The following is a 22,185-nucleotide window of genomic DNA, read 5'->3' on the forward strand; positions in this document are numbered from 1 at the left end:
ACCGACTTGCGCAACGAGCCCGTTGCCGCTGGCAGTCCGTACGTTGACCGTTGCCGCTCCGTACGGCACACGGACCGGCCGGCACACAGACCGGAGCCCCAGGACTCGCCTGGGGCTCCGCGCTCTCTCGTGCCTGCCTGAACGGCCGGCTCACTTCGACCGTGCCGTCACGACGGCAGGGCCTTCAGTGTCTTCTGTGCCGCCCAGGTGGCGACGGTGACCGGCACGGCGTCGCCGACCTGGAGCTTCTGGTCGCCCTCGCTGCCGGCGAAGACGTGGTGTGAGGGGAAGCCTTGGTGCCTGTTCCTGAGGCCGACATGACAGAGCTGCGGTTGTGATTGGTCGGTGGACGGCTCGTTGGATCTGGCCGCCTGGCCCGTGGGCGGGCGGACGGCGGCGAGCCGGCTTCCCACGAGGGTGGGAAGCCGGCTCGCCGGGTGGTGCTTTTAGTTGGTCTTGGCGTGGGCCGGTCGGTGGGAGCGCAGGATGAGGGCTGCCAGGGCGGAGGCCAGGAGCGTGAATGCGGCGGTGGTCAGGAATGCGGCGCGGGCTCCGGGGACGAACTGGCCGGGGACGGCTCCGGCGGCGTAGACCGAGACGACGACGGCGAGTCCGATGGCGCCGCCCAGCTGCTGGACCGTCTGGAGCAGGCCCGAGGCCGATCCGGCGTGCTGCGGCTCGACCCCGCCCATCACCAGGGAGGCGGCCGGCATGAAGGTCAGTCCGGCCGAGACGCCGTTGATCAGCAGGGGAACGAGGACCGCGCCGGAGTAACCGCTGGTCGTGTCGATGTTGCTGAGCCAGACGTAGCTGGCGGTCAGGCCGAGGGTGCCGGTGATCAGCAGCGGCTTCTGTCCGAAGCGGGCCACTAGCTTGGGAGCGATGCGTGCCATGGCGAAGATGCCCAGTGTCATCGGCAAGAACGCGGCACCGGCAGCGATGGGGCCGAAGTGCAGCACCCGCTGGACGTACTGCACGACCAGGAAGAACGTGGCGATCTGGGAGCCGAAGACCAGGGTGGTGACGGCGAGAGCGCCCAGGCGGCGTCGGTCGCGCAGCAGGGCGGGCACCAGCATCGGGTTGGCGACCCGGCGTTCGGTGACGGTCAGCGCCGCTAGGAGCGCACCGCCGGCTGTGAGCGAGCCGATGGTCTGGAAGGAGGCCCAGCCGTGCTCGGGTGCGCCGATCAGTGCCCAGACGATCGCCACGGCCGCGCCGGTGGCGCTCAGTGCGCCGATAAGGTCGAAGCGGCCGGGGTTGCGCGGGGTTTCGGCGACGAACCGCGGGGCGAGGGCTAGCACGGCGATGCCGATGGGGACGTTGATGAACAGGGTCCAGCGCCAGGATCCGACTTCGGTGACCACGCCGCCCAGGAGGAGGCCGAGGGTGCTGCCGCCGATACCGACGGCGGCGAACAGGGCCAGGGCCCGGTTGCGTGCAGCGTCGTCGCGGGCGCTGGTGGTGACCAGGGCGAGCACGCCGGGTGCGGCGAGTGCTGCGCCGATGCCCTGCGCCGCGCGGGCGGCGATCAGCAGGGTGGGGGTCTGGGCGAAGCCGCCGACCAGGGACGACGCGGTGAAGATGCTCAGGCCGATGAGGAAGACGCGCCGTCGGCCGTAGGTGTCTCCGAGCCGGCCGCCCGTCAGCATCAGGCCGCCGAAGGCGAGGGTGTAGGCGTTGACGATCCAGGACAGGGCGGACGGGCCCAGGCCGAGGCCGGTGCCGATGCTGGGCAGGGCCACGTTGACGATGGTGCCGTCGAGGGTGAGCATCAGCTGCCCGACCAGCACGATCATGATGCCGAGCGCCGCGCGGCGGTTGCTGCGCTGCAAGGTGGCGGGCGATGGGGCGGACGAAGTCGGCGGTATAGCGGCAGGGATGCGCTGCGTTGTGGACATGGCGGGGTCCTGTTCTGGCCTTCGGGGGCCGACAGAGTGTGAGCGGTGTGCGGAGCGGCGGTCGCGCCTGGCCCCGGCGGAGAGGGGTGATCGCGGGCGCCTGTGGCGCCGGCGGGAATGGGCCGGTCGAAGCCTGGCCCGGAAAGGGGATGTCGGCGGGGTGGCGCGCGCCCGGCGGGCCTGGTCGTCGGGCGCGCGTGCTACGGCTTGGCTGCTCAGACCTGGGCCATGCCGCCGTCGGCGAAGAGCTCGACACCGGTGATGAAGCTGGAGGCGTCGCTGGAGAGGAAGGCCACGGCCTTGCCCATCTCGCGGGGGTCGGCGATCCGGCCGGTGGGGTTGCCCTCGCCCATCTTCTGGACCGCGGCCGGGACGGCGTCGGCGCCCTGCGCCATGCCGAGGGCGCGGCGCAGGGATTCGGTGTCCACGGCACCGGGGCTGAGGACGTTCATGCGGATACCGGTGCCCTTGATGTCCTGGATCCAGGACCGGATGAAGGCGCGCACGGCGGCCTTGGCACCGCCGTACAGGCCCATACCGGCCGGGGGCTGGATGGAGGCGGTCGAGCCGATGATGACGACCGTGCCGCCGGCCGGCAGCAGCGGGATCGCCGGCTGGACGGTGAACAGGACGCCCTTGGCGTTGACGTTGAAGGTCTTCTCGAACTGTTCCTCGGTGATCGCGCCGAGCGGGGCGTGGGCGCCGATGCCGGCGTTGGCCACGACCGCGTCGAGGCGTCCGTGGCGCGCGATGACCTCCTGATACATCGCCTCCATGTCCGCGAGCTTGGTGACGTCGGCGACGATGCCCGAGCAGTTCGGGCCGACCGTGGCGACCGCCTCGTCCAGGGGCTTCTGCTGCAGGTCGGTGATGACCACGCGGGCGCCCTGGTCCACGAATTCCTGGGCGATCCCCAGGCCGACGCCGGACGCGCCGCCGGTGACCACGGCGACCTTGCCTTCGAGCGGGAGGCTCATCATTTTCTCCTTGCGATTGGGGGTGCCCGCACCCTGCGGACGGCGGCGGGATGTGCTCTACACTCGTAAGTGGAGGCGTCGCCGCTTCCTTGACTATAAGCGGGGCCGCCTCCACTTAGCAAGATGTGGAGGCGCCTCCACTTAAACTCGATGAGGAAGGGCCCTTACGTGACTACAGACACCGGGCGACCGCTGCGGGCCGACGCGCGGCGCAACCGCGAGAAGATCCTTTCCGCGGCGGTACGCGTCTTCGCCGAAGAAGGGCTGGAGGCGCACCTTGAGCGCATCGCCAAGGAGGCGGGCGTGGGCTCGGGCACTCTCTACCGGAACTTCCCCACCCGGGAGGCGCTGATCGAGGCCGCCTACCGCAACGAGCTGAGCCGGCTGTGCGAGGCCGCTTCCGAACTCCTGGCGGCCATGCCGCCACGCGAGGCGCTCCGCGCCTGGATGGGGCGCTTCATCGACTACGCCACCGCGAAACTGGGGATGGCCGAGGCCTTGCGCGCCGTGGTCGACTCCGGCGTCAACCCCTACGACCACAGCCGCGAGCTGATCATGGCCGCCCTCACCTCGCTCATGGACGCCGCGACCGCCACTGGGACGATCCGGTCGGACGTCAGCCCGGCTGTCATGTTCGCCGCCCTCACCGGCGTCGCCCTCGCCTCGGGAAAGCCCGAGGAGCGCGAGCAGGCCGAACGCCTCCTCGACCTCACCCTCGACGGACTCAGGTACGGCACAGCCGACTGATGCCACCCCGGAAAGTGCCGACGGGCTCGCCTCCGTGCGAGCCCGCGGCCGGGCCGGCGCGGACCGCCGGTCGTTTGCGGCTGGCGGTCAGGGTTCTCACCGGCAGCAGCCCGATCTGGGGCAGCGACCGGTTGAACGACCCTCAGGATCACGGGAGTTCATGGCCGACGAGGGTGTCTGCTTCGTACGGTGAAGCACATGGGCGGTGACAGGGTGCCCCGGCTGCGGTTGGTCGTCATTGCGGCCGACGAGGGCGGGCCGCGTTTGTGTCGTGGATGCGGTGATCCGTTGATGCCGTCAGCGAAGGCGACGGCGGTGTTCTGTTCGTCGGCCTGCCGGTCGAGGAGCTGGCGCCGGGCGCGGCGGACGAAGGCACGGACCGAAGCGGTGACGGCCGGCGTGAGGGCCGAGTGCCCGCAGTGCGGGGCGCAGTGGACGGTCGGGGTCGACCGCCTCGTCTCGGCGGTCTACTGCTCTCCCGTCTGCCGCAAACGGGCCTGGCACGCGCGGCGCGCGCGGGCAGGCGGGGAGTGAGCCCGCACGCCGCCGGACCGTGGGGCCGCTTACGCTCTTCCCGCCGGGGGCGAAGCGGTCGGATCGTGCGAAGTGGAGGGTTTCCAGGGCGAGTTGACGGCACGGGTCGGGTGTCGTCCCCGGGGGCTCGTGGGGGTGGTGTCCGGATGACCGGGATGGTCGGCAGCGTGACCCGGCAGCGCTACGACGAGCTCGTGGAGCTGGGCCGGGGCTGGGTCGCGGAGATGAGCTCCGTCCAGTGGCGGCTGGGGGACGCGGCCGGGGAGATCGAGCCGATGCGCGCCCACGGCGGGGTGAATCCGTCGGGGAGCGAGGAGTTGTTCACCGTCAGCGAGGCCCTGCGGATGTTCGCCGAGGACGTCGGCCTCGCCTACACGACGGTGCGGGACTACCGGTGGGTGGCCTCGCGCTGGCCCAAGGAGCACCGCCGCGCGGACGTCTCGCACACGATCCACAAGATCCTCGCCTCGATCCCGGACGAGAAGGAACGGTTCGAGGCGGTCGCCAGTCCTCCGGCCCATCCGCGCGGAGGGCCTGCGCGGTGGACGCACGACAGCGCGAAGCGGATCGTGGGCTGGAAGGTCGACACCCCCGAGAGCATCCAGGAGAAGGTGGACGCGATCCACGACCTCGCCGCCGACGACCAGGTCGCCGCGAAGGTGACGACGGACTTCCTGCGCCGGCCCGCGGTCGCCTCGAAGGCGATGGCCGACGACACCGCCCGGCATGCCGTGAACAAGGCGCAGTTCGACCGCTTCCGCCAGGAGGCCGCGTTCGTGCAGGACGAGGCGGCGCCGCTGCCGCAGCTGGCGCGGATGGAGCACAGCGTCCAGTTCATGGACCTGGTCGCGGCCTGCACGCAGCTCGTCGTCACCGCCGGGAGGATCGTGCCGAACCTGCGCGGGGCGCCGTTCGACGACGCCGAACGCGAGACGGTCCTGCACGGCCTTTCCAGGGTGCGGGCGTCGGCCGACTGGATCGAGAACGCGGTCACCCGCGGCGAGGTCGACCTCGACGAGCAGCTCCAGAAGCTGCTGAAGGGCTCGGGCGAGTAGCCGTGGGGCGGGGCGTTCCCGCTCACGTCCACGCCGAAGCCATCCTCTCCGCCCTCCTGGAGGCCCGCCCCGCCGGCCTGACCGTCGTCCAGCTCATGGCGGCCACCGAACGCACCCGCGCCCAGGTCCACACCGGCCTCGCGCATCTGCGCAAGGTCGCCGCCGCGAAGGGCCTGCCGCCGATCACCTGGGACAGAACCTGGGGCTACCGGATGCTGGACGACGCGCCGGAGATCTGGATCGGCTACGAGCGGGCGTTCTTCGAGTCCACCCACCACCGGATCGTCAACTTCATCGAGGGCATCCTCCTCGCGCACCGCAAGAAGAAGCCCGACGACCCCTACATCCGCACGGTCATGGCGCAGATGGGCGCGATCGAGTCGACCCTGCACCTCCTCGCCAACCTGGAGTGACCCCATCCGAGGAAGGCGACGGGCCGCGACCGCCCCGCAGTTGGCTCCCAGCACAGGTCGCGGCCCGACACCCCGCCATGCCCCCGGACCTGCCCCGCTACCACTACCCGTCCGACACCAGCGACCTCGAATGGGCTCTCCTGGAACGGTTGTTGCCGGTTCCCGCCTGCCGGACCGCCAGGGGCGGTGCCCCGGAGAAGTGGCCCCGTCGGCGCGTCGTCGACGCGATCCGCTACATCACCGACAACGGCGCGAAGTGGCGGGCGCTGCCCGCCGACTTCGGCATCCCCTGGCGCACCGTGTTCGGCTACTTCGCCCGCTGGGCGAAGGCCGGCGTCCTGCGCCACGTCCTCGACCATCTCCGCCGACGACTGCGAATCCTGCGACGGCGGTGTCCCTGGCCGGTCCGCGTGATCGTCGACTCCCAGTCCGTCAAGGGCGCCGAGACCGTCTCGAAGGCGACTCGCGGCTACGACGCAAATAAGCACATAAACGGGAGGAAGCGCCATCTCCTGGTCGATCAGGACGGCCTCTTGGTCGATCTCCTCGTCACGCCAGCCGACGTCACGGACCGGGACGCGGCCCGCATCCTCCTCACCCGCCTGCACACTGAGCATCCCGAGATCGTGCTCGTCTGGGCCGACAACGGCTACGGCGGCGAGGAGTTCGCCACCTGGGCACAGGGCACCCTCGGCATCACCGTCAAGGTCGTCTCCCGCCCCAAGGACGCCAAAGGTTTCGTCCTGTTGCCGAAACGCTGGGTGGTCGAGCGGTCGAATTCGTGGACGATGCGGGCCCGCCGCAACGCGAGGGACTACGAGCGCCTCATGTCCCACGCCGAGGCCCACATCCAGTGGGCGTTCATCACCCTCATGAGCCGCCGCCTCACCCGCCGAAACCGCCGCGTCGAGGCCGTCCGGGCCCCTCTCACGACAGCAGCCTGACGATCTCCAACTGCCGTTCGGGTGGGCGTCTATGGACGCCCACCCGAACGGCAAACCCGATCAACAACCGACCTCACAACGCCGCTACCTGCGGAAAGAGGATGTGACACAGGCACTTGGGCACGGGCGTTCTCCACGACGGTCAGGGGCCGGTACTCGCACTCGTCGATGTCCAAGTTCGCGGCGGGGCGCGCGAGGTAGTGGTGGGCGCCGCCCTGCGCGGTGACGGTTCCGATCGGCTCGTTGAGCGGGGTTGGCCGACCGTGGTTGCGGCGGGTGACGATGAACGGCTTGCCGCCGAATTTCCTGTGTCCTTCCTCGACCTGGGCGCGGGCCGCGGCCGAGTACGCCTCGAACTCGTTGCGGTCCTGTCGACCCTCGCCGAACCGGTGGCCGCGCACGCCCATGTCGAGGACCTCGCCGATGCCGCGCATGACCGGCTCCACGCGCACATGGCAGCGCGGTGTCGGGCAGACGTAGTAGTACGACTGCTTCGCCGTGGACGGGCGCCCGGATACGGGCTTGCGGCGCAGGTACCCGCCGATGCGGCGGCCGCGTTCGACACCGGGCCAATGCTGAATGCCCTTGACCAGGCCGCACGACGGGCAGAGCGCATCCGGCCTGGGCCGAAGGTCTGGCACCACGCCGAGGTCTTTGCGGACCATCACCCACACCAGCCGGTCGCGGTACTGCGGGACCGGGCCGAGGACGCCGTCCGGCGTGTCGACGCCGATGTGCGCGGAGTTCACGCAGGCGAGCGTCGGGTGGTAGCCGCGGGGCCCGAGGGCGTCCCACACCCGCAACCAGGCGTCGAACATCCTCGGATTGTTGGTGAAGAAACCCGGCACGTTCTCACCCACGTAGGCCAGCGGTCCGTGGACGTCGGCGTAGCGGATCGGCTCCCACGCCGTCATCCGGGTCTGCGCCCACCGGCTCGGCTTGGCCACCTTGCCGTCCCCGACATCGAACTCTTCCTGGACGCGGGCCTTGGAGTTGCCGCCTGCCGGGGTGGCTTCCCGGCAGATCGGCGAGCCGACCAGGACGTCCGCGTAGGGAAGGGTGCGCATGTCGATCGTCTGGATCGCGGCCTCGCGTACGTAGAGGCCCGGGACGTTGGCGCGCGCGGTGGCGACGGCGGCCGGGTTGTGGTTGGCGCCGAAGCGCGGGGCGTATCCGGCATTCATGAAGCCGCGGCCGTCGCCCCAGCCTCCGCTGAACAAGTGGCCAGAGGTGTACACGTCACGCCTCCTGGTCCGCGGCGGTGGTGGGGTTCCCTGCTGCGCAGCCGTCGCAGCTGCCGGGCAGGGCGTCCGCCGGGGTGCCGGGGCGGACGTAACGAGCCCGCTTGGCGGGCTTCTTCAGCGCGGCCTCGACGGCGTTCTCAAGGGCGTCGAACTCGGGTCCTTCGTCCTCGATGACCACCCCCGGATCGGGTGCTCCCGGCCGGGCGGCCCGCTCGATCAACTCGGCCATGCTGGTGTTGGGGTTGAAGGGGACGCCCCGCACCCGCTCGACGAGGGCGTACAGTTCCGCCAGCCGCGGCCGGCGCTTCACGGCGAGCAGCAGGTCCCGCTGGGAGGCGAGGACGCACAGCGAGCAGGAACAGCGGCTGGATCCCTTCCAATCTCCCGCGCCCGGGTGGGAGTCGTAGCACCACTGGTGAGGAAGGCCCTGCTCGTCCGTCCAGTCCTTGACCTCCTGGGTGGTCACCTCGTCCGTCCAGTCCTTGACCTCCTGGGTGGTCACCTGGTGGGCGGGGGACCACTCGTGTACGACCCGGGCCGTGTTGTCCGTCGTCGTACGGAACGCAGGCCGCTTCTTGCGATCCGGGCTCTCATCCGCCCTGAGCCCCAGGACGTTCGCGCAGACCACCGGACGGCCAAGCTGCTTCTTGCGGGCCCGGACCATGGAGCTGAAGGCGCCATAGATGAGGCCGGTCTTCCAGTCGCTGCGGCAGGGGAGCACCGCCTTCCACGGCCAGTCACCGCGCTCGGCGATGTAGGTCAACAGGTCGTACGGGACGCGCTCGCCCTCCAGCTCGCGGGTCCGGCGGACCTCGATGTGCCGCTCGGTAGGCACGCCCAGGACCCGGCTGTGAAGGGCCGCCAGTTCGCTGCTGCCGGGGTAGCGGACGCCGCCGACCGTGACGGCGGGCCACTCCAGCGGACCGAGACTGGCATGGATGGTGTAGACGCGCTCCTCGACGCCGGCGGCGCGCGCAGCGTCCAGAGCCAGAGCGGCGGCGCGGGGGCCGTCCTTCCCGCCCGAGAGATTGAGGATGTAGATGTCGACCTCGTCTGGGACGAGGGCGGTCATGGGGTCTGCTTCCGCTTCGGTGGGGAACAGACCGAGCTGCAGGCTGCGGCTCATGCGCGACGTCTCCTTGTGAGCTGAGTTGGTGGCCTGTGGGCCGGGCGTTGCCGCGCCCGGCCCACAGAGACTCCTGAGAGTGGTGACCGTTCCAGGTTGCCGCCTGAAATCTAAAATCAATTAGACGCTCTTTTCAGGGATTGGCAACCCTGCTCACAGCTGTGGCCCCCGGTGGACCGGGGGCCACAGCCAGGCGTTTCGCGGCCACGCGAGGCGGCGCTTGCCTGTGGTGGTAGTCGGTGGTCGGCGGTACGCGTTCTCGCGCGCGGCGATCACACGGTGGGCAGCGGGCCAGGCGCGTCGTCTACGCCGAGGAGCAGGACGTGGTGGCCGACGGCCTCGGTGACGCCGGCGGTGACCCTTTCGACGTCCAGGCGCAGCCGGATGCGGCCGGCGCCTTCGCCGTTGGCCGCAAGGTCGTGTTCCAGTTCGTCGTCGAGGCGGTCCAGCGCGGTCTCGGCCGCGGCGTAGTCGGGAAGGTCGCGGGCGAGCAGCTGGCGGGTGGCGGTGTCGCGGAGCTGGTAGCTGGTCATCGGGACTCGTCCTTCGGGGTGGGGTGATCGGTGGTCGAGTTGGCAATCCCGCGTGCCGCGTTCACGGCGCGCGACCAGACGTCGGGGCTTCCTCCGTGCTCGCGGGCGAGGGAGGCGGCGAGTCCGCGGATGTCACCGCGCTCGCGCAGGGCGGCCAGGGCAACAGCCGCACGCCGGTCGGCTTCCGAGCGGGCCGACGCGGCCGCGGGGCGGTGCTCGAGGGCGGTGCGGACGACGTACTCCCAGGACCTCTGCGGGCCGCCGTACTGCACGCTGAGCTCCGCGGCCAGACCCGGGTGGTAGCCGTCGCGGTCGATCGCCTCGGCGGCGTAGTGCTCGGCGAGCTGCGTGGCCGTGAGCGGCTCACCGCCGGCGTGGGCGCTCAGCTCGGCCGCCAGAGCCTCCTCGAGGGCGGAGGGCCGGCCGACGGCCGCGTCGGCCTGGGGCCCGGGACGGCGGCCGGCCTTGCCGAGCTTGTCCCCGGTGCGCTTCTTGTCGAAGTCCTGCAGGTCGCCGACACGGAAGCCGGGGATCATCCGGCCGGTCGGACCCTCGACCGGCTCCGCGAGGGGCTTCGGGAAGTAGTCGGGGTTGTCCTTCAGGTACTTGCGGATCGCCGAGGCTCCGTTGAAGCCCAGCCACTTGGCGGCCGTGTTGATGGAGACGACGTCCTCCGGGTCGGCCTGGTACAGCTCGGGGTCGGCCTTGAGGACTTTGTCCGCCTTGTCCTGCTGGAACCAGGTGTAGAAGTCGCGGAACTGCTGCTCGTCGTAGAAGTCGGTCCCGTCGATGCGCTCCTTCTCCGGGTGGCGGTGCTCCTCCGGCTGATCGAGGCGCACCTTGTACCAGCGGGCCGCGGTGCCGACGCTGGCGCCGGTGAACTCGCGGATCCAGTCGCGGTTGACCACGGCACGGTCGCCGACGACGCGACGCTGCGGGTTCAGGGCCTTGGGCATTGCACTCTCCGGTTCGGATCGCGGCCCTATACTGAGGGCCTGCTCCTCTTGTTCCTCCGGTGCTCACGCGCCGGCGGCGAGTCGAGTTGGTGATGGTGGTCGGCGGGACGTTCGGTCGGGGTTGCCGCCCTGGGCCGACACCTTCGTGAGAGGGTGCCTTCCGCCGCCCACCGCTTTTGCCGCTTGTTTCGCGTAATCAATATGGCGCTCTTGGTAGGTGGCTGTCAATCTCGCCGGCGCCCAGAGCACGTCACGACCGGCTGCCGCGATGCGCGGCCCACTTCCGTTCGAAGTGCGGCACCTTCTTGTCCCGGACGTGGAACGGGGCGGTGACCATCAGTTCCTCCACGGTCGGAAGCGCCGGCCCGCGCCGTTGGACCCACGCTCGCACCCGCCCGTAGCGCTCGTCGACTTCGACTGGGACGCTGTGCCGCTCCGAGACGCTCTGCAGCCTCCGGCCGAGAGCGGATGCCCGGCCCACGTCGACCCGCTCCACCGAGCGCATTGCCCGCCCGCGGCGGGTCGGGTCCGCCTTCGCGACGGGCAGGATCCGCCGCACGTGGTACAGCGCCCACGGACAGGCGAGCTCCTCCTCGAACGCGGCGAGCACGGGCCGGTCGGCGGCCCGGCCAGGGTCGAACTGCTCCAGCAGACTGCGCCGGCCGAACAGCCTCGCCTTCGGGTTGAGGCTGACCGAGGTGTACTCCAGGCGCAGCACCCGTCCGGCGATGTCCGGATGGGCGCGTATCCGGTCCAGGTGCGGAGGCCTCTGCCGTCCTGCGCAAGGTCCGCGCCTCGGCTCCTGCGCCTGTCGTCCTGCCCGTCCCCTCCATCCCCGCCCGGAGAAGTCCCGATGAGTGAGCCCCGCACCCCCGCCCAGGTCCTGCGCGAGGCGCGGCAGAAGGACTCACGCGACAAACGCGCCCGTGTTCTGTCCGTTGTCGACCAGCTGCTCGCCGACAACGAGCCGGTCACCTTCACCGGAGTGGCCCGTGCCGCGAACGTCTCCCACTGGCTCGTCTACGCCGAGGGCGTGCGCGAGCACATCGAAGCCGCCCGGCGCCGTCAGGCGCGCGGAGCGACCAACGATGCCCGCGCCAACGCCAGGGAACCGGTCGGATGGAAGGTGGAGAAGCAGCTCCTCCAAGAGGACAACCGGCGCCTTCGGCAAGAAGTCGAGCGCTTGAAGGGCGCCGTCCGTCGGAGTCTCGGCCAGCAGCTCGACCAATTCGGTGCCGCCGACCTCGGCACCCGCCTGGACGAGCTCACGGCAGAGAACCAGCGGTTGCAGGGTGAGCGCGACAAGGCACTGGTCAGTGTCAAAAGCCTCACCGAACAGCTCGACGAGGTTCAGGACGATCTGGCCAGCGCCCGGCTCAGCCTGCGCCGCATGATCCGCGCCGAGAACACTCCCTGAACCGGGAAGCGGCAGCGGCGCTCAAAGAGGTGGACTGACATTCCTGAGTGGCTGTTGTCGTTCCGAATCTGAGGGCGGCGTTTTCGCTGGTCAGGCATAGCGTGGGTGACTCGGTGGGAGTGGTGGCGTGTCGTGTTGTCGCTCCTCGGGAGGTTGCGGATGCCGTCGGTCGTCGGACTGCTGGAAGAGCACGAGCTCGCTGCTCGGCGTCGAGTCGACGGGCTGCGGGAGGAAGCCGATCGCATCCAGGCCGAGCTGGCCGCGGCCGAGCAGGAATGGCAGGAGTGGGCGATTGCCCGCAGACGAGTGGGCACCGTCCTAGCTCCGGACGACGGCAGCATCGCTGATCAGAAGGCCGCTCCCGGCCCACAGAACACAGACACGCTCTCAGGGGCCAGGCAGGCGGCAAAACCGAAGTCGCAGGTGCCGGTATGGCGTGAGGGGCTGGACTGGTCGGTGCTGTCGGTGGACTATCAGCGCATCCTCGCGACCCTCGCGGACCGGCACCGGCTCCATCAAGGACCCTTGAGCTGCCAGGATTTGGCCATGATGTTCGGCCTGGACGCGGTGCCGGCCAAGGTAGAAGCGCTGCGGTCGAAGGCGAAACGCCTGGTCGCGCGGGGCTGGCTGGCCGAGCGGCAGCCGGGCCGGTTCACCCTCGCCCAGGGTGTGGCCGGGCAAGGCGGCGCGTCATGAGCAGGGTCATCGACCAGTAGACCATCGCCTCGGCGCTGGCGGTGCGGCGTTCGAAGTCACGCACCAGACGACGGGTGCGCATCAGGTGGGCGAAGAACCGCTCGACGATCCACCGCTTGGGCAGCACCACGAAGCCGCGCATGTCGTCGCTGCGTTTCACGATCGCCAGGACCAGTGCGAACACGGCCAGACAATGCTCGACGAGGCTGCCGGTGTAGCCGCCGTCGGCCCAGACCATTTCCAGCCGGTGGTGCATGTCGGCGACCTGCCCGAGCAGCACGTGGGCTGCGGTGCGGTCGCCGGTGTCCGCGGCGGTGACCATCACGCCCAGCAGCAGGCCGAGCGTGTCGACCACGACGTGCCGCTTGCGGCCGTTGATGAGTTTGCCGCCGTCGAACCCGCGGCTGTCGGCACCGACGACGGCGTCCGCCTTGACCGACTGCGAGTCGATCACGCCGGCCGTCGGTGCCGCGTCGCGGCCCAGCCTCTCGCGCACCTCTTCACGCAGCCGGTCGTGGAACTCCCTGACCAGGCCATGGTCACGCCAGCGGCGGAAGAACGCATAGACCCGGTCCCACGGCGGGAAGTCCCCTGGCATCGCCCGCCACTTGATCCCGTTGTCCACGAGATACCGGATCGCGTCCAGCATCGTGCGGTGGCAGTACGCCTCCGGCTGCCCGCCCCGGCCGCGCAGCCAGGCCGGCACCGGCAGCAGCCGCCGGACCTGGGCCCACTCCGCGTCCGTCATGTCCGACGGATACCGCCGAACACGTTCCGGGTGATCGGTCGCATTCCCGAACCGGTGAGCGACACAATCACACGTCGGTGCAACCGAGTTGAACTTCACCGGCGTGAGCACGTACAACTGCGGCAACAGGGTCTCCTGGATCTCGGTTGGCTTCGCAACCCCGAGCTACCAAGAGGCCCTGCCTTCATGCCCGCGGCCAGCAGCAATCACCCGATCGAGACTCCCGTTCGAGGGCCGGCCCTCAAGATCGGAACGACAACAGCCACTGAGGCCCCCGGTTCTGAGCGACCGGCTTGAGGCCGCGATCGGGTAGCGGGCGAGGGACCAAGCTGCCGAGAGGGCTGCAGCGCCGAAACGCAGGTGGTAGGTAGGGGTCAATCATCATTCACCGATGTCAGCGGACCGGTAGTGACAACGCTGAAGTATCGTCGCCCTCGCTGGTGGGCAATTGGGCGACGACGAGACTCTGCTGGGTACCGATGAGAACGACCAGGGCGTCGCCGGACAGGAAGACGGCAGAGAGGCCGGTAACGCGCGCGTCCACTGGTAGAGGAGTGCCAAACAACTGTCCAGTTGACAAGTCCCACACCCGTACGATGCCGTCCTGGTCGCCGGAGACGGCCAGGGCGCGCCCGTCCGGCAACACCACCGCCGACACCGCCTCCACCGAACCATCGTGACCGGTCAGGGGGCCGAGGGCCTCTCGTCCGGCGGCTAGATCCCACACCCTCACTGCGCCGTCCCGGCCGCCGGAGACGGCCAGGGCGCGCCCGTCCGGCAACACCACCGCCGACACCGCCTCCACCGAACCATCGTGACCGGTCAGGGGGGCACCGACTTGCTGTCCGGCGACTAGGTCCCACACCCGAACCGTCCCATCCCAACCGCCGGAGACCGCCAGGGCGCGGCCGTCCGGCAGCACCACCGCCGACACCGCGTCCACTGAATGGCCGTGTCCGGTCAGGGGGGCACCGACTGCTTGGCCTGTAGCCAGATCCCACACCCGCACGCGGCCACCGGCACCGGCGGAGACGGCCAGAGCTCGTCCGTCAGTGTCCACTATGGCCGAGACCGCTCGCACCCAAGTTCCCTCGTTGGCCTGGATGCTGCCGACTAGCTCTTTGGTCGCCAGATCCCACACCCAAACGGTGCCGCCGTCATCGCTGGCTACGGCCAGGGCGCGGCCGTGCACTACCACGGTTGTCACCGCCCCCACTCCAGTCCACACCGGCCCGGTGCTGGTCAGGAGGGAGACGATTCCTTGGCCGGTGGCAAGATCCCACACCTGTACTCCGCTCATCCCACCGCACAGGGCCAAAGCGCGGCCGTCCGGCAGCACCACCGTCGCCACCGAGAGCGCTCCCGAGCCAACTTGGCTAAGGGAACTGCGGGCAGGCTGGGTTGTGGCAAGATCCCATGCCCGTACCGCGCCGTCCCGGCCGCCGGTGACGGTCAGGGCGCGGCCGTCCGGCAGCGCCACCGCCGAGGCCGCCTCCGCCCAATCATCGTGGCCAGTCAGGGGGGTGTCGGTTTCCTCGCCGGTGGCCAGATTCCACGATCGCACGGTGTCGTCCTCGCTGGCAGAGATGGCCAGGGCGCGGCCGTCGGGGAGCGTCAGCGCCGCGACCGCCCGGATCCTCTCTCTGTGGCCGTCCAGGAAGGGTACTTGGTGGGTGGGTCCCCATAGCCGGGAGGGAAAGGAAACTGCTTGTCTGGCCATCAGGTCCCACACCTGGAGGTTGCCGTGGCGGCCGCCGGAGACCGCCAACGCGCGGCCATCCGGCAGCACCGCTGCCGTCACCTCTACCACCCATTCGTCTATGCCGGTCATCGGTTTGCCGACGCGCCGCGTCTTGGCCAGGTCCCACACGCGCACCGTGCCGTCCTGACCGCCGGAGACGGCCCAGGCGCGGCCATCAGGCAGCACCAGTGCTGTCACTGACAGGACCCAACCTCGGTGCCCGGTCATCGGCTTGCCGACGCGCTGGCCGGTGGCCAGGTCCCACACCCGCACGGTGCCGTCGTAGCCGCCCGAGACGGCCAGGGCTCGGCCGTCCGGCAGCACCACGGCAGCCACTTCCGGGAAGTCTCCGTGGTCGGCCTGGATCACGAAGACCGACTGGCCGGTGTCCACATTCCATACCCGCACCGTGCCGTCCTGACCACTGGAGACCACCAGGATGCGGCCGTCCGGCAGGACCACCGCCGCCACCGACGCCACATGCCCTGTGTGGCCAATCAGAGGCATCCCAATCGGCCCGCCGGTGGCCTCGTCCCATACCCGCACCGTGCCGTCCTCGCCGCCGGAGACCACCAGGGTGCGACCGTCCGGCAGCACTACCGCGGCAACCGAAGTCACCGGACCGGCGTGGGCGCCAAGACGTTCGCCTTGTGCGCGGGTGGTGATGGCCCAGGGGACACGCCAACCGCCGGGCATGGATGGCTCGGTGAGTGGTGTGTTCAGTAGCGCGGCTTGCATCTCCAGGGCAGCGGCGTTGTTGGCAGGGCGAGTGAAGTCCCATTGATGGGTGGCGTGCCGGAAGGCTTGCCACAATCCGTCGCTCGCATCCGGGGTGGAAGGTCCGACGGCGCTGCGCAGGCGTCCGGCATCGAGGTGCGGCAGGAGAGCGGGGCGAAGTACGCGGCGGTCGAGCAGTCCTGCGTCCTGGGCGTGCTCAACCAGATGGCGGCGCAGGTAGGCCGGCATTGCGGCATCGTTTTCGTCGACGGCGTCGTTGGCCAGGGCCAGCAGGCGGCGGGTGATGCGGGCCTCGGTAGCGCGCGCGTCCGGGCTGTTGGGGGTATCGGTCATAGCGGACTCGGGGTGTGCAGGAGGTCGCGCCAGTGGTCGCGCAGAGTGGTGCGCAGGGCGTCGTGGAAGAGGCGGTAGACGGTGGCGCCGTCGGCGGTGTCGGTGGTGAGGTAGCCGGCCAGCGGTGAGGCGAGAAGGTCGGCAATGTCGCGGTCGCCGTAGGTGCGGTCAGGGTCGTCGGCCACGGCGTTGGCCATGGCCGGCCAGATGCGGCGCCACGACAGGCCGCGGCCGCGGGCGAAGGCGACGGCGCGCAGGAGGTGAACCGCGGTGAGGCGGTCGTCTTCGTCGGGACGGTGGGTGTGCAGGTCGGCACGGACCACGCCCAGGATCCCGTTGTCGACGATGTTCAGCCACGCCCGATCGGCGGGCGCGACCGGGGCGGGACGTGCAGCGAGATTGGCGGCGGCGATCCGGGTGATCAGAAAGGACCTCCCTGCATGGGCAGCCAGAACGCGGGCGACATCTGTGGCGTTCTGCTCTGTCGTGTAAGGGGAGTTGGGGGTGGTCTTCAGGATGCTGGCGGCGTAGTCGGCGAGATCGTCGCTGTTCCACCAGGGGGCTTCGTCGACGCGGATGCGCTGCGCGCCCAAAGCGCGTTCGGCCTGGTCGGCCAGAGGCATGCCGCGCTTTGGACGGGCTGGAGCTTCCTCGTCGTGCTCGCCGCCGAGGGAACGCACCCCCACCAGCAGCCGCACTCGCTGCCAGTGCGGGTCGAGACGGGCCAGGACCTCGGTGAGCACAGAGGTCGCGCCATCGGCCTCCTCCAGGCCGTCCACCACCACGGTCACGGGACTGCTGCGCGTGGCCAGCCACTGCTGCCAGGCAGTGATCCACTCCTGCAGCGTGGGCGTGGCTCCGTCTGCTGACGGTGCTGGGACATCGAGGGCGCCGCACAGTTGGGCGATGATCTCAGGTGCGGTCTTCCCGGTGGCCAAGACCGCCACATCCACCGAACCCGCGGCCGGTTGCAGGACGGCAGGGACGGCCTCGAGGCGATCGCGGTAGTGAGCGCGGAAGGCGGGGTCGCTGAAGGTCACCAGCCGTGCCAGCGCCGCGGACTTGCCACTGCCCGCGCCGCCGGTTACTACCGTCGCCCCGGGGGAGCTGCTGGCGGCTGCAAGCAGCGCCTTACTCAACATCTGTCGGCCGGTGAACAGCCAGCCGGCATCGCCGACTTGAGCCACCCCACGGTGGCGCGGCTCCCAGTGGGCCTCCAGATCATTACGAGGCAGTGCGAAGTCGATGCGCGGGCGTTCCATCGGAGCGAGCGCCTTGGCGCGGTAGTGCGGGTTGGGCAGGCACAGGTGGGGGCCTGTCTGCTGGCTGCCGGGCAACAGCTGCAGCCGCTGGCCCTGACCGAGCTTGGCCCGCACCCCTTGCAGGAAGATTTCCACGCTGAGCAGCGGGATCGTCGGGCCGGCGTAAGCCGCTCCCTGGTCGGTCTGCAGGTCGGCGAGGAACGCGGTCACGGCCTGGGTGAGCGCGCCGGTCAGCACCTCGCTTCCGCGGGTGGCACTGGGCAGCACCAGCCATTTGTCGGGAAGCTCTTCATCGAATCCGGCGACCTCGGCGACAGTGTTGCCAGCGAAGCACTGGTCCAACACTAAGAAAAGGTGCTGGATGTTGGTGTCCTTCAGCCAGGAAATCAAGTCGACGGTGCGCAGCGCCGTCGCGGCCAGTCGATTGGACTCGGTAGCTTGCAGTACCGTCCAGTGCGCACGGTCTTGGAGGATCCCGTGGCCGGTGACGTAGACCACCGCCGTATCAGCCTCGCGCCAGCGTCGCTCCGGTGGCGGGTCTTCCAGGGCCTCGCGGATCGCTCGCTTGGTCGGGTTGTCCGCCAGGTGTGGATACGCCGGAGCGAAGGCGCGCTCACCGAGGTCGTCCGCGCACAGCCACTCGCGCATCGCCTGTACCTCGGGACCCACCTCAAGCGGCTCGAAGGATGGGTCGTCGTAGTCGGCGGTGGCGATCGCGACGAAGTGTCTGCGTGTGCGCTCTGTATCGGTCCGGCTCGGGGTGCTCACGGCGCGAGCTCCGGCAACGCCGCCAGCACGGCGGCACCAGTCTGGCGCTTGCCCAAGTAGCGGGAGGCGGCATGCGCATCGTTACCGTTGTCCACCAGCAGATCCTGGATCTGTTGCCAGCGCCGTGCCAGGTCGCCGGCGAAGGCCACCGGATCACGCGGGTCACGCACGTTCACCCAGGCGTCCACGCCCGGCGGCAACCCATCGGCGCCAAGGTTCGGGTCGGGCATCAGTGCTCGTACAAATCGCGCGCCCAGCGGGGAGCCCAGCGTCACCAGCAAAGCCAGGCGATGTTCAGGGTGCTGGCGGACATATTCGAACGCCACCACGGACCCCAGCGAGTGCCCCACTAACACCTTGGTCTCCTTGGCCATCGCCGCATCGACGATCGAGTCGATGGCTGCTTTCAACCGCGCGTCACGCAGGTACAGGCGCACCTGCTTGAACACGCCCACGAACAGCAGTGCCGCGCCCGGACCATAGCGCCAGTCCACCGCACGAAACACCAACTGCACGGCCCGCGGCGACCGCATGAGGCTCTTCGGGGTCTGGGCCTCTGCGACCCGCAGCGCCTCCGCGCCAACAATCTCTGCGGCCGCATCCAGCAGGTCGTCCAGCTCGTCCTCGGCGAGCCCGGCCAGCTCGTCCCGTGGCTGTGCCCCCTTGCTGCCAGCCCCAGCTGGGCCGGTCATGTCCAAGAACAGCCGCCCGTAGTAGGCCAGGTCAAGCGGCAACGTCCCCACGTGCCGCCCGGACAAAGCCGCCTCCACGCCATCCGCCAGCGACGGACCCCACACCGCCGCCAACTGCTGTCGACCCAACTGCTGTTGGGCGATCCCATGCACTCCGATGATCAATGCCACTGGCACCCCGCACTACCCAGTCCAGCCCCTTTTCACTACCTGGGCCGCAAGCGCCCGTCTCAAACCATGCATAGAGATATGCACCCCGGGCCCAGCACCACCGGCGTCGAGACAGCCCCGGACGCCATCGGACCACAACATGAAGAACCCCAGTTCTGCCGTTCGGATGCCTGTTCATCGACGGCCACCCGAGCTACATCGGTTACCTCGTGCCTGATGTGACTGCACGGGAGCCCTAGCTCTGACCAGCCTCAAGGCTTGGCAGGTGCAGATAAGGCCGCACGAGCCGCTGTAGTGGTGAGCGCGCACGAAGGCCTTCGCCGTGTGGACCAGATCGTTCGGCATCTCGCGGACGCGGTAGCGGGACGGGTCGAACCCGCCTTCACTCCTCGGCCTCCAGCTGTGCCGGCGGTTCTTCCACCGCTGGCAGACGGCGCCGAGATCGAGCGGGGGTTGCTCGTACGTAGACATCAGGGTGTTCCCCTCGGGGCGGTTGAGTTGGTGAAGGAAGGCCGGTCCGGGGTTGCCGCCCCGGGACCGGCACGGCCGGCGGGTGGGTCAGGTCGTAGTGGGGAGCATCAGCTGACGGGGGGCGTGCAACACGTCCAGGACGCGTTCGCGCCAGCGCATCGCCCAGTGCACGCAGTTGGAGCAGCTCTTGTGCTTGCCCTCGCACTGGGGCAGCGGGGCGTTCCAGCGGGCATCGCGCGACCACGCCAGGGAGTCGGCGGAGGCCAGGTACTCGGCGCACGTCTCCAGCGCTTGGGTCTTCAGCCCGAAGCCGTGCAGGCGCAGTCCGGCGGTGGCCACCGTGGCGAGGACGGCCTGAACATCCTTGACCGACTTGCGTCGGCACACGGAGCCGACCCCCACCAGCGGATAGTCCGCCAGCCGGACGCCGCGCTTGTCGTACAGGTCCAGGCAGGCTTCGTAGTCGGCCGGCCGCCAGCCCTGGACGGTCGGGATGATGTCGACGCCGGGGTCCTCGGCCATCAGGTCGACGAAGTTGCCCACGGTGCGGTCGATGTGCTCGCTCACGGACAGACCGGTTTTGGCGATCATGTCGGGCTCGCACATCCAGTCCTGCGGACCGGCCCAGACCAGGCGGCCGATCCCGTCGCGGAACTGGCGCAGCTCGCGGACGTAGGCGTGCGGGCCGATCGTCCATCCGCCGTGGTTGTCGAGTTCGGAGAAGGCGCCCGAGTCGTACACCCAGGCCTCGGCGGCGCAGGGCAGCATGGCGCGGCCGGTCAGGGCGGAGCGCGAGACGCACATCGGCACGCCCCAGGAGGACAGCCAGTTGGCGTGGTGTCCGCCGATCCAGAACATCGGTCCCTCGGGCGGCGAGTCGCCCGGGTGGAAGCCGAGGCCGTACTCGCAGTGGCAGACGCAGCTGCCCATCGTGCAGAACCCGCAGTCCAGGCACTGTTCGTGGTAGCAGTGGCCGCAGGCGTAGCGGACGGCAGCTGTGCAGGTGCACGTCTCGGGATACGGGGCGTATACCGGCGGCGCCGGCATCCGGCGGGTCGGGGCGGTGAGGACGGCGTTCACGGGCGTGTCCTTCGAGTTGGCGAGTGGGGCCGGTCCGGGGTTGCCGCCCCGGACCGGCGGTGGGGCAAACGGAGAGTGGGTGTGGCTCACGCGGTCGGCGACCGCGTCAGGTGTCCGCGCTGGGCAGGTCGCCGCGGTTCCAGGGAGCGAGAACAGCCCGCGGCTCGCTGGCCCCGTGATCGCGTTCGTGCCGCGCGGCTGCCAGAAGGGCGAGGATCCGTTCGCCCTTGATGGCGGCCTGGTGGCGCAGCGGGCCCGCGGGGATCTGGTCGGGGAGCGTCACCCGCATCGTCCCCAGGTCGATCTGCAGCGTGACGGTGCGCACGAGGGCGCATCCCCGGTCCTGCCCGGCGTACAGCTGCAGCCGCGCTTCCACGCGGTGGTCGACGGGGGTGAGTACGACGTACTCGTTGCGCCAGGAGCGGTGTTGGGCGTCGGGGGAAATCCGCACCCGGACGGGAACGGTGCGGCCGGTGGGCACCGAGCGGTCGTTGAGCGGGGCGGTGGGGTCCTTCTCCCGGCGGGTCACGTGTTCGTGGAACGGGTACCAGCCGGGCCCGTAGAACACCGCCTGGGCGTCCAGGACGTACCGCCAGCCGCCGAGATCCAGCTTCACGCCGTAGATGTCGCGTTCGGCCTGCGGGGCGACGTAGAGGTCCAGGGGCGCCGTGACGGCGCGCGGCATCAGGTACGGGGCGAGGCAGGGGAACGCCGGCAGGTCGGTGGGCAGGAACGTCGTGCGGGTGTTCCCCAACTCCCCTGGCACGAAGCGGCCGGTGCCCACCACCGAGCGGACCAGGTGGGGGACGGTGCGGCCGCGCGGGGTGACGCGCAGGGCGACGGCCGAGCCCTCGACGGAGATCACAGCTCCTGGAAGTCCCAGTCCGGCCGGTCCGTGCACAGCCCGTGCTGCAGCGCGCGCAGGGCCCGGGAGGAGCGGCGGCCGAGCGGGTCTTCCGGATCCCAGTGCGGATCTGAGGGCAGGACCAGCGCGGCGGCGGGGTGCCATTGGTCGGACAGGACCTGCCATGGTCCGTGCGGCAGCAGCGAGGCGACCTGGCCGGTCAGTTCCCTCGCGCCGGTCAGCTCTCGCAGGACGGCGGCGGTGAGACGGGCAGTGGACGGTGCGTCCCAGGGACCGCCCAGGGTGAGGCTCAGCCCGCTGCCGGGGGCACCCAGGGTGACGCTGAGCCGTCGGCCCTCCAGCCAGGCCTGCGCGTGCCCGAACTGGACGAACAGGCCCGGCTCGCCAGGCTGCCGGAAGGGGGCGCCGGTGGTGAGCAGGCGGGCAACGGCCTCGGGGGACGGGTGGGCGTCGCGGGCGTCGGGCAGGGCCGGGGCGTAGCGGGTGACCGCGTCGAGAATGCGCGACGTGACGGGCGTCGGGGTGTGCGCGCTGATGCGCGCGGTGCAGATCCGGGCGGGGCCGGTGGGCGACGGCGCGGCCAGAGCGGCCTCAAGCCGGCCGTGCCGCTCGCGGGTGCGCAGGGTCAGCCGGTAGCCGCCGGGCAGGTCGGCACGGGTGCGGTCACGGCCGCGCAGGTGGTGTTCGACGATGGTGTCGGAGATCGCGTAGGTCGGAGAGGCGGGCTCGAACACGTACATGGCGCAGGCCTCCACAGGCGGTAGTCGGCGCGGGTG

General features: G+C 70.2%; 20 protein-coding genes and 1 pseudogene. 6 read left to right on the forward strand and 15 right to left on the reverse strand.

The annotated features are described in order from the left end of the window. Positions 1–167: 167 nt before the first annotated feature. From ACFY0P_RS49175 to ACFY0P_RS49185, 3 genes are all read right to left on the reverse strand, one after another. Positions 168–413, reverse strand: coding sequence for a hypothetical protein (locus ACFY0P_RS49175; protein ID WP_388929029.1), 246 nt, complete (start codon positions 411–413; stop codon positions 168–170). A 33-nt stretch (positions 414–446) separates the two neighbouring features. Further along, entirely contained in the window at positions 447–1,832 is a 1,386-nt protein-coding gene (locus tag ACFY0P_RS49180; protein ID WP_388929030.1) for an MFS transporter, read from the reverse strand. A 281-nt stretch (positions 1,833–2,113) separates the two neighbouring features. Continuing rightward, positions 2,114–2,875 carry an SDR family NAD(P)-dependent oxidoreductase gene (locus tag ACFY0P_RS49185; protein WP_388929031.1) on the reverse strand — a complete coding sequence of 254 codons (762 nt, stop codon included), beginning with the start codon at positions 2,873–2,875 and terminating at the stop codon, positions 2,114–2,116. 150 nt (positions 2,876–3,025) lie between these two features. Between ACFY0P_RS49185 and ACFY0P_RS49190 the strand changes: the two genes are divergently transcribed. The 4 genes and pseudogenes from ACFY0P_RS49190 to ACFY0P_RS49205 form a co-directional block, all read left to right on the forward strand. Beyond that, a complete protein-coding gene (locus tag ACFY0P_RS49190) occupies positions 3,026–3,622 on the forward strand; it encodes a TetR/AcrR family transcriptional regulator (protein WP_388929032.1) in 597 nt (198 codons plus the stop codon). A gap of 680 nt (positions 3,623–4,302) precedes the next feature. Further along, positions 4,303–5,211 (forward strand): DUF6192 family protein, encoded by a 909-nt coding sequence (locus tag ACFY0P_RS49195; RefSeq protein ID WP_388929033.1) that lies wholly within the window; start codon positions 4,303–4,305, stop codon positions 5,209–5,211. A 2-nt stretch (positions 5,212–5,213) separates the two neighbouring features. Continuing rightward, positions 5,214–5,624, forward strand: a complete 411-nt coding sequence (locus ACFY0P_RS49200) for a RacP protein (protein ID WP_388929034.1) — start codon at positions 5,214–5,216, stop codon at positions 5,622–5,624. 77 nt (positions 5,625–5,701) lie between these two features. Then, positions 5,702–6,517 (forward strand): annotated as a pseudogene (locus ACFY0P_RS49205) (IS5 family transposase); the annotation flags it as partial. 80 nt (positions 6,518–6,597) lie between these two features. On the opposite strand, the gene ACFY0P_RS49210 reads toward ACFY0P_RS49205, so the two are convergent. The 5 genes from ACFY0P_RS49210 to ACFY0P_RS49230 form a co-directional block, all read right to left on the reverse strand. Continuing rightward, positions 6,598–7,806 carry a DNA cytosine methyltransferase gene (locus ACFY0P_RS49210; RefSeq protein WP_388929035.1) on the reverse strand — a complete coding sequence of 403 codons (1,209 nt, stop codon included), beginning with the start codon at positions 7,804–7,806 and terminating at the stop codon, positions 6,598–6,600. 1 nt (position 7,807) lies between these two features. Beyond that, positions 7,808–8,938 (reverse strand): phosphoadenosine phosphosulfate reductase, encoded by a 1,131-nt coding sequence (locus ACFY0P_RS49215; RefSeq protein ID WP_388929036.1) that lies wholly within the window; start codon positions 8,936–8,938, stop codon positions 7,808–7,810. 272 nt (positions 8,939–9,210) lie between these two features. Further along, the gene (locus ACFY0P_RS49220) at positions 9,211–9,471 is read right to left on the reverse strand and encodes a hypothetical protein (RefSeq protein ID WP_388929037.1); all 261 of its coding nucleotides are present in this window, start codon (positions 9,469–9,471) and stop codon (positions 9,211–9,213) included. After that, positions 9,468–10,427: a hypothetical protein gene (locus ACFY0P_RS49225; protein WP_388929038.1), complete on the reverse strand. Its 960-nt coding sequence runs from the start codon at positions 10,425–10,427 to the stop codon at positions 9,468–9,470. Before ACFY0P_RS49225 ends, ACFY0P_RS49220 begins: the two co-directional genes overlap by 4 nt. 250 nt (positions 10,428–10,677) lie before the next feature. Next, on the reverse strand, positions 10,678–11,145 hold the full coding sequence (locus tag ACFY0P_RS49230) for a hypothetical protein (RefSeq protein ID WP_388929039.1): 468 nt from the start codon (positions 11,143–11,145) through the stop codon (positions 10,678–10,680). Positions 11,146–11,280: 135 nt separating this feature from the next. On the opposite strand from ACFY0P_RS49230, the gene ACFY0P_RS49235 reads away from it, so the two are divergent. Further along, positions 11,281–11,844, forward strand: a complete 564-nt coding sequence (locus tag ACFY0P_RS49235; protein WP_388929040.1) for a DUF6262 family protein — start codon at positions 11,281–11,283, stop codon at positions 11,842–11,844. 159 nt (positions 11,845–12,003) lie between these two features. Beyond that, positions 12,004–12,540: a hypothetical protein gene (locus ACFY0P_RS49240; RefSeq protein ID WP_388929041.1), complete on the forward strand. Its 537-nt coding sequence runs from the start codon at positions 12,004–12,006 to the stop codon at positions 12,538–12,540. On the opposite strand, the gene ACFY0P_RS49245 is transcribed toward ACFY0P_RS49240, so the two are convergent. The 7 genes from ACFY0P_RS49245 to ACFY0P_RS49275 all read right to left on the reverse strand — a co-directional run bounded on the left by ACFY0P_RS49245 (position 12,497) and on the right by ACFY0P_RS49275 (position 22,149). After that, entirely contained in the window at positions 12,497–13,288 is a 792-nt protein-coding gene (locus tag ACFY0P_RS49245; protein ID WP_388929042.1) for an IS5 family transposase, read from the reverse strand. The genes ACFY0P_RS49240 and ACFY0P_RS49245 overlap by 44 nt on opposite strands. Positions 13,289–13,682: 394 nt before the next feature. After that, on the reverse strand, positions 13,683–16,100 hold the full coding sequence (locus ACFY0P_RS49250; protein WP_388929043.1) for a WD40 repeat domain-containing protein: 2,418 nt from the start codon (positions 16,098–16,100) through the stop codon (positions 13,683–13,685). Beyond that, entirely contained in the window at positions 16,097–18,130 is a 2,034-nt protein-coding gene (locus ACFY0P_RS49255) for an AAA family ATPase (RefSeq protein ID WP_388929044.1), read from the reverse strand. Before ACFY0P_RS49255 ends, ACFY0P_RS49250 begins: the two co-directional genes overlap by 4 nt. Continuing rightward, complete coding sequence (locus ACFY0P_RS49260) at positions 18,127–18,993, reverse strand: hypothetical protein (protein ID WP_388929045.1); 867 nt, start codon at positions 18,991–18,993, stop codon at positions 18,127–18,129. The genes ACFY0P_RS49255 and ACFY0P_RS49260 overlap by 4 nt, the downstream gene beginning before the upstream one ends. 558 nt (positions 18,994–19,551) lie before the next feature. Beyond that, entirely contained in the window at positions 19,552–20,544 is a 993-nt protein-coding gene (locus ACFY0P_RS49265; RefSeq protein ID WP_388929046.1) for a hypothetical protein, read from the reverse strand. Positions 20,545–20,650: 106 nt separating this feature from the next. Beyond that, positions 20,651–21,409 carry a hypothetical protein gene (locus tag ACFY0P_RS49270; RefSeq protein ID WP_388929047.1) on the reverse strand — a complete coding sequence of 253 codons (759 nt, stop codon included), beginning with the start codon at positions 21,407–21,409 and terminating at the stop codon, positions 20,651–20,653. Then, positions 21,406–22,149, reverse strand: a complete 744-nt coding sequence (locus ACFY0P_RS49275; RefSeq protein WP_388929048.1) for a hypothetical protein — start codon at positions 22,147–22,149, stop codon at positions 21,406–21,408. Before ACFY0P_RS49275 ends, ACFY0P_RS49270 begins: the two co-directional genes overlap by 4 nt. Between the last annotated feature and the right edge of the window lie 36 nt (positions 22,150–22,185).

This window comes from Streptomyces sp. NPDC001714 (assembly GCF_042892755.1).
In the GTDB taxonomy this organism is placed as follows: Bacteria; Actinomycetota; Actinomycetes; order Streptomycetales; family Streptomycetaceae; genus Streptomyces.

What these genes read in the sequence shown, in the direction of transcription:
- ACFY0P_RS49275 (WP_388929048.1), bottom strand. Translation starts at nt 22,149, where the DNA reads ATGTACGTGTTCGAGCCCGCCTCTCCGACCTACGCGATCTCCGACACC.
- ACFY0P_RS49250 (WP_388929043.1), bottom strand. Translation starts at nt 16,100, where the DNA reads ATGACCGATACCCCCAACAGCCCGGACGCGCGCGCTACCGAGGCCCGC.
- ACFY0P_RS49240 (WP_388929041.1), top strand. Translation starts at nt 12,004, where the DNA reads ATGCCGTCGGTCGTCGGACTGCTGGAAGAGCACGAGCTCGCTGCTCGG.
- ACFY0P_RS49185 (WP_388929031.1), bottom strand. Translation starts at nt 2,875, where the DNA reads ATGAGCCTCCCGCTCGAAGGCAAGGTCGCCGTGGTCACCGGCGGCGCG.
- ACFY0P_RS49215 (WP_388929036.1), bottom strand. Translation starts at nt 8,938, where the DNA reads ATGAGCCGCAGCCTGCAGCTCGGTCTGTTCCCCACCGAAGCGGAAGCA.
- ACFY0P_RS49190 (WP_388929032.1), top strand. Translation starts at nt 3,026, where the DNA reads ATGAGGAAGGGCCCTTACGTGACTACAGACACCGGGCGACCGCTGCGG.
- ACFY0P_RS49235 (WP_388929040.1), top strand. Translation starts at nt 11,281, where the DNA reads ATGAGTGAGCCCCGCACCCCCGCCCAGGTCCTGCGCGAGGCGCGGCAG.
- ACFY0P_RS49225 (WP_388929038.1), bottom strand. Translation starts at nt 10,427, where the DNA reads ATGCCCAAGGCCCTGAACCCGCAGCGTCGCGTCGTCGGCGACCGTGCC.
- ACFY0P_RS49195 (WP_388929033.1), top strand. Translation starts at nt 4,303, where the DNA reads ATGACCGGGATGGTCGGCAGCGTGACCCGGCAGCGCTACGACGAGCTC.
- ACFY0P_RS49245 (WP_388929042.1), bottom strand. Translation starts at nt 13,288, where the DNA reads ATGACGGACGCGGAGTGGGCCCAGGTCCGGCGGCTGCTGCCGGTGCCG.
- ACFY0P_RS49220 (WP_388929037.1), bottom strand. Translation starts at nt 9,471, where the DNA reads ATGACCAGCTACCAGCTCCGCGACACCGCCACCCGCCAGCTGCTCGCC.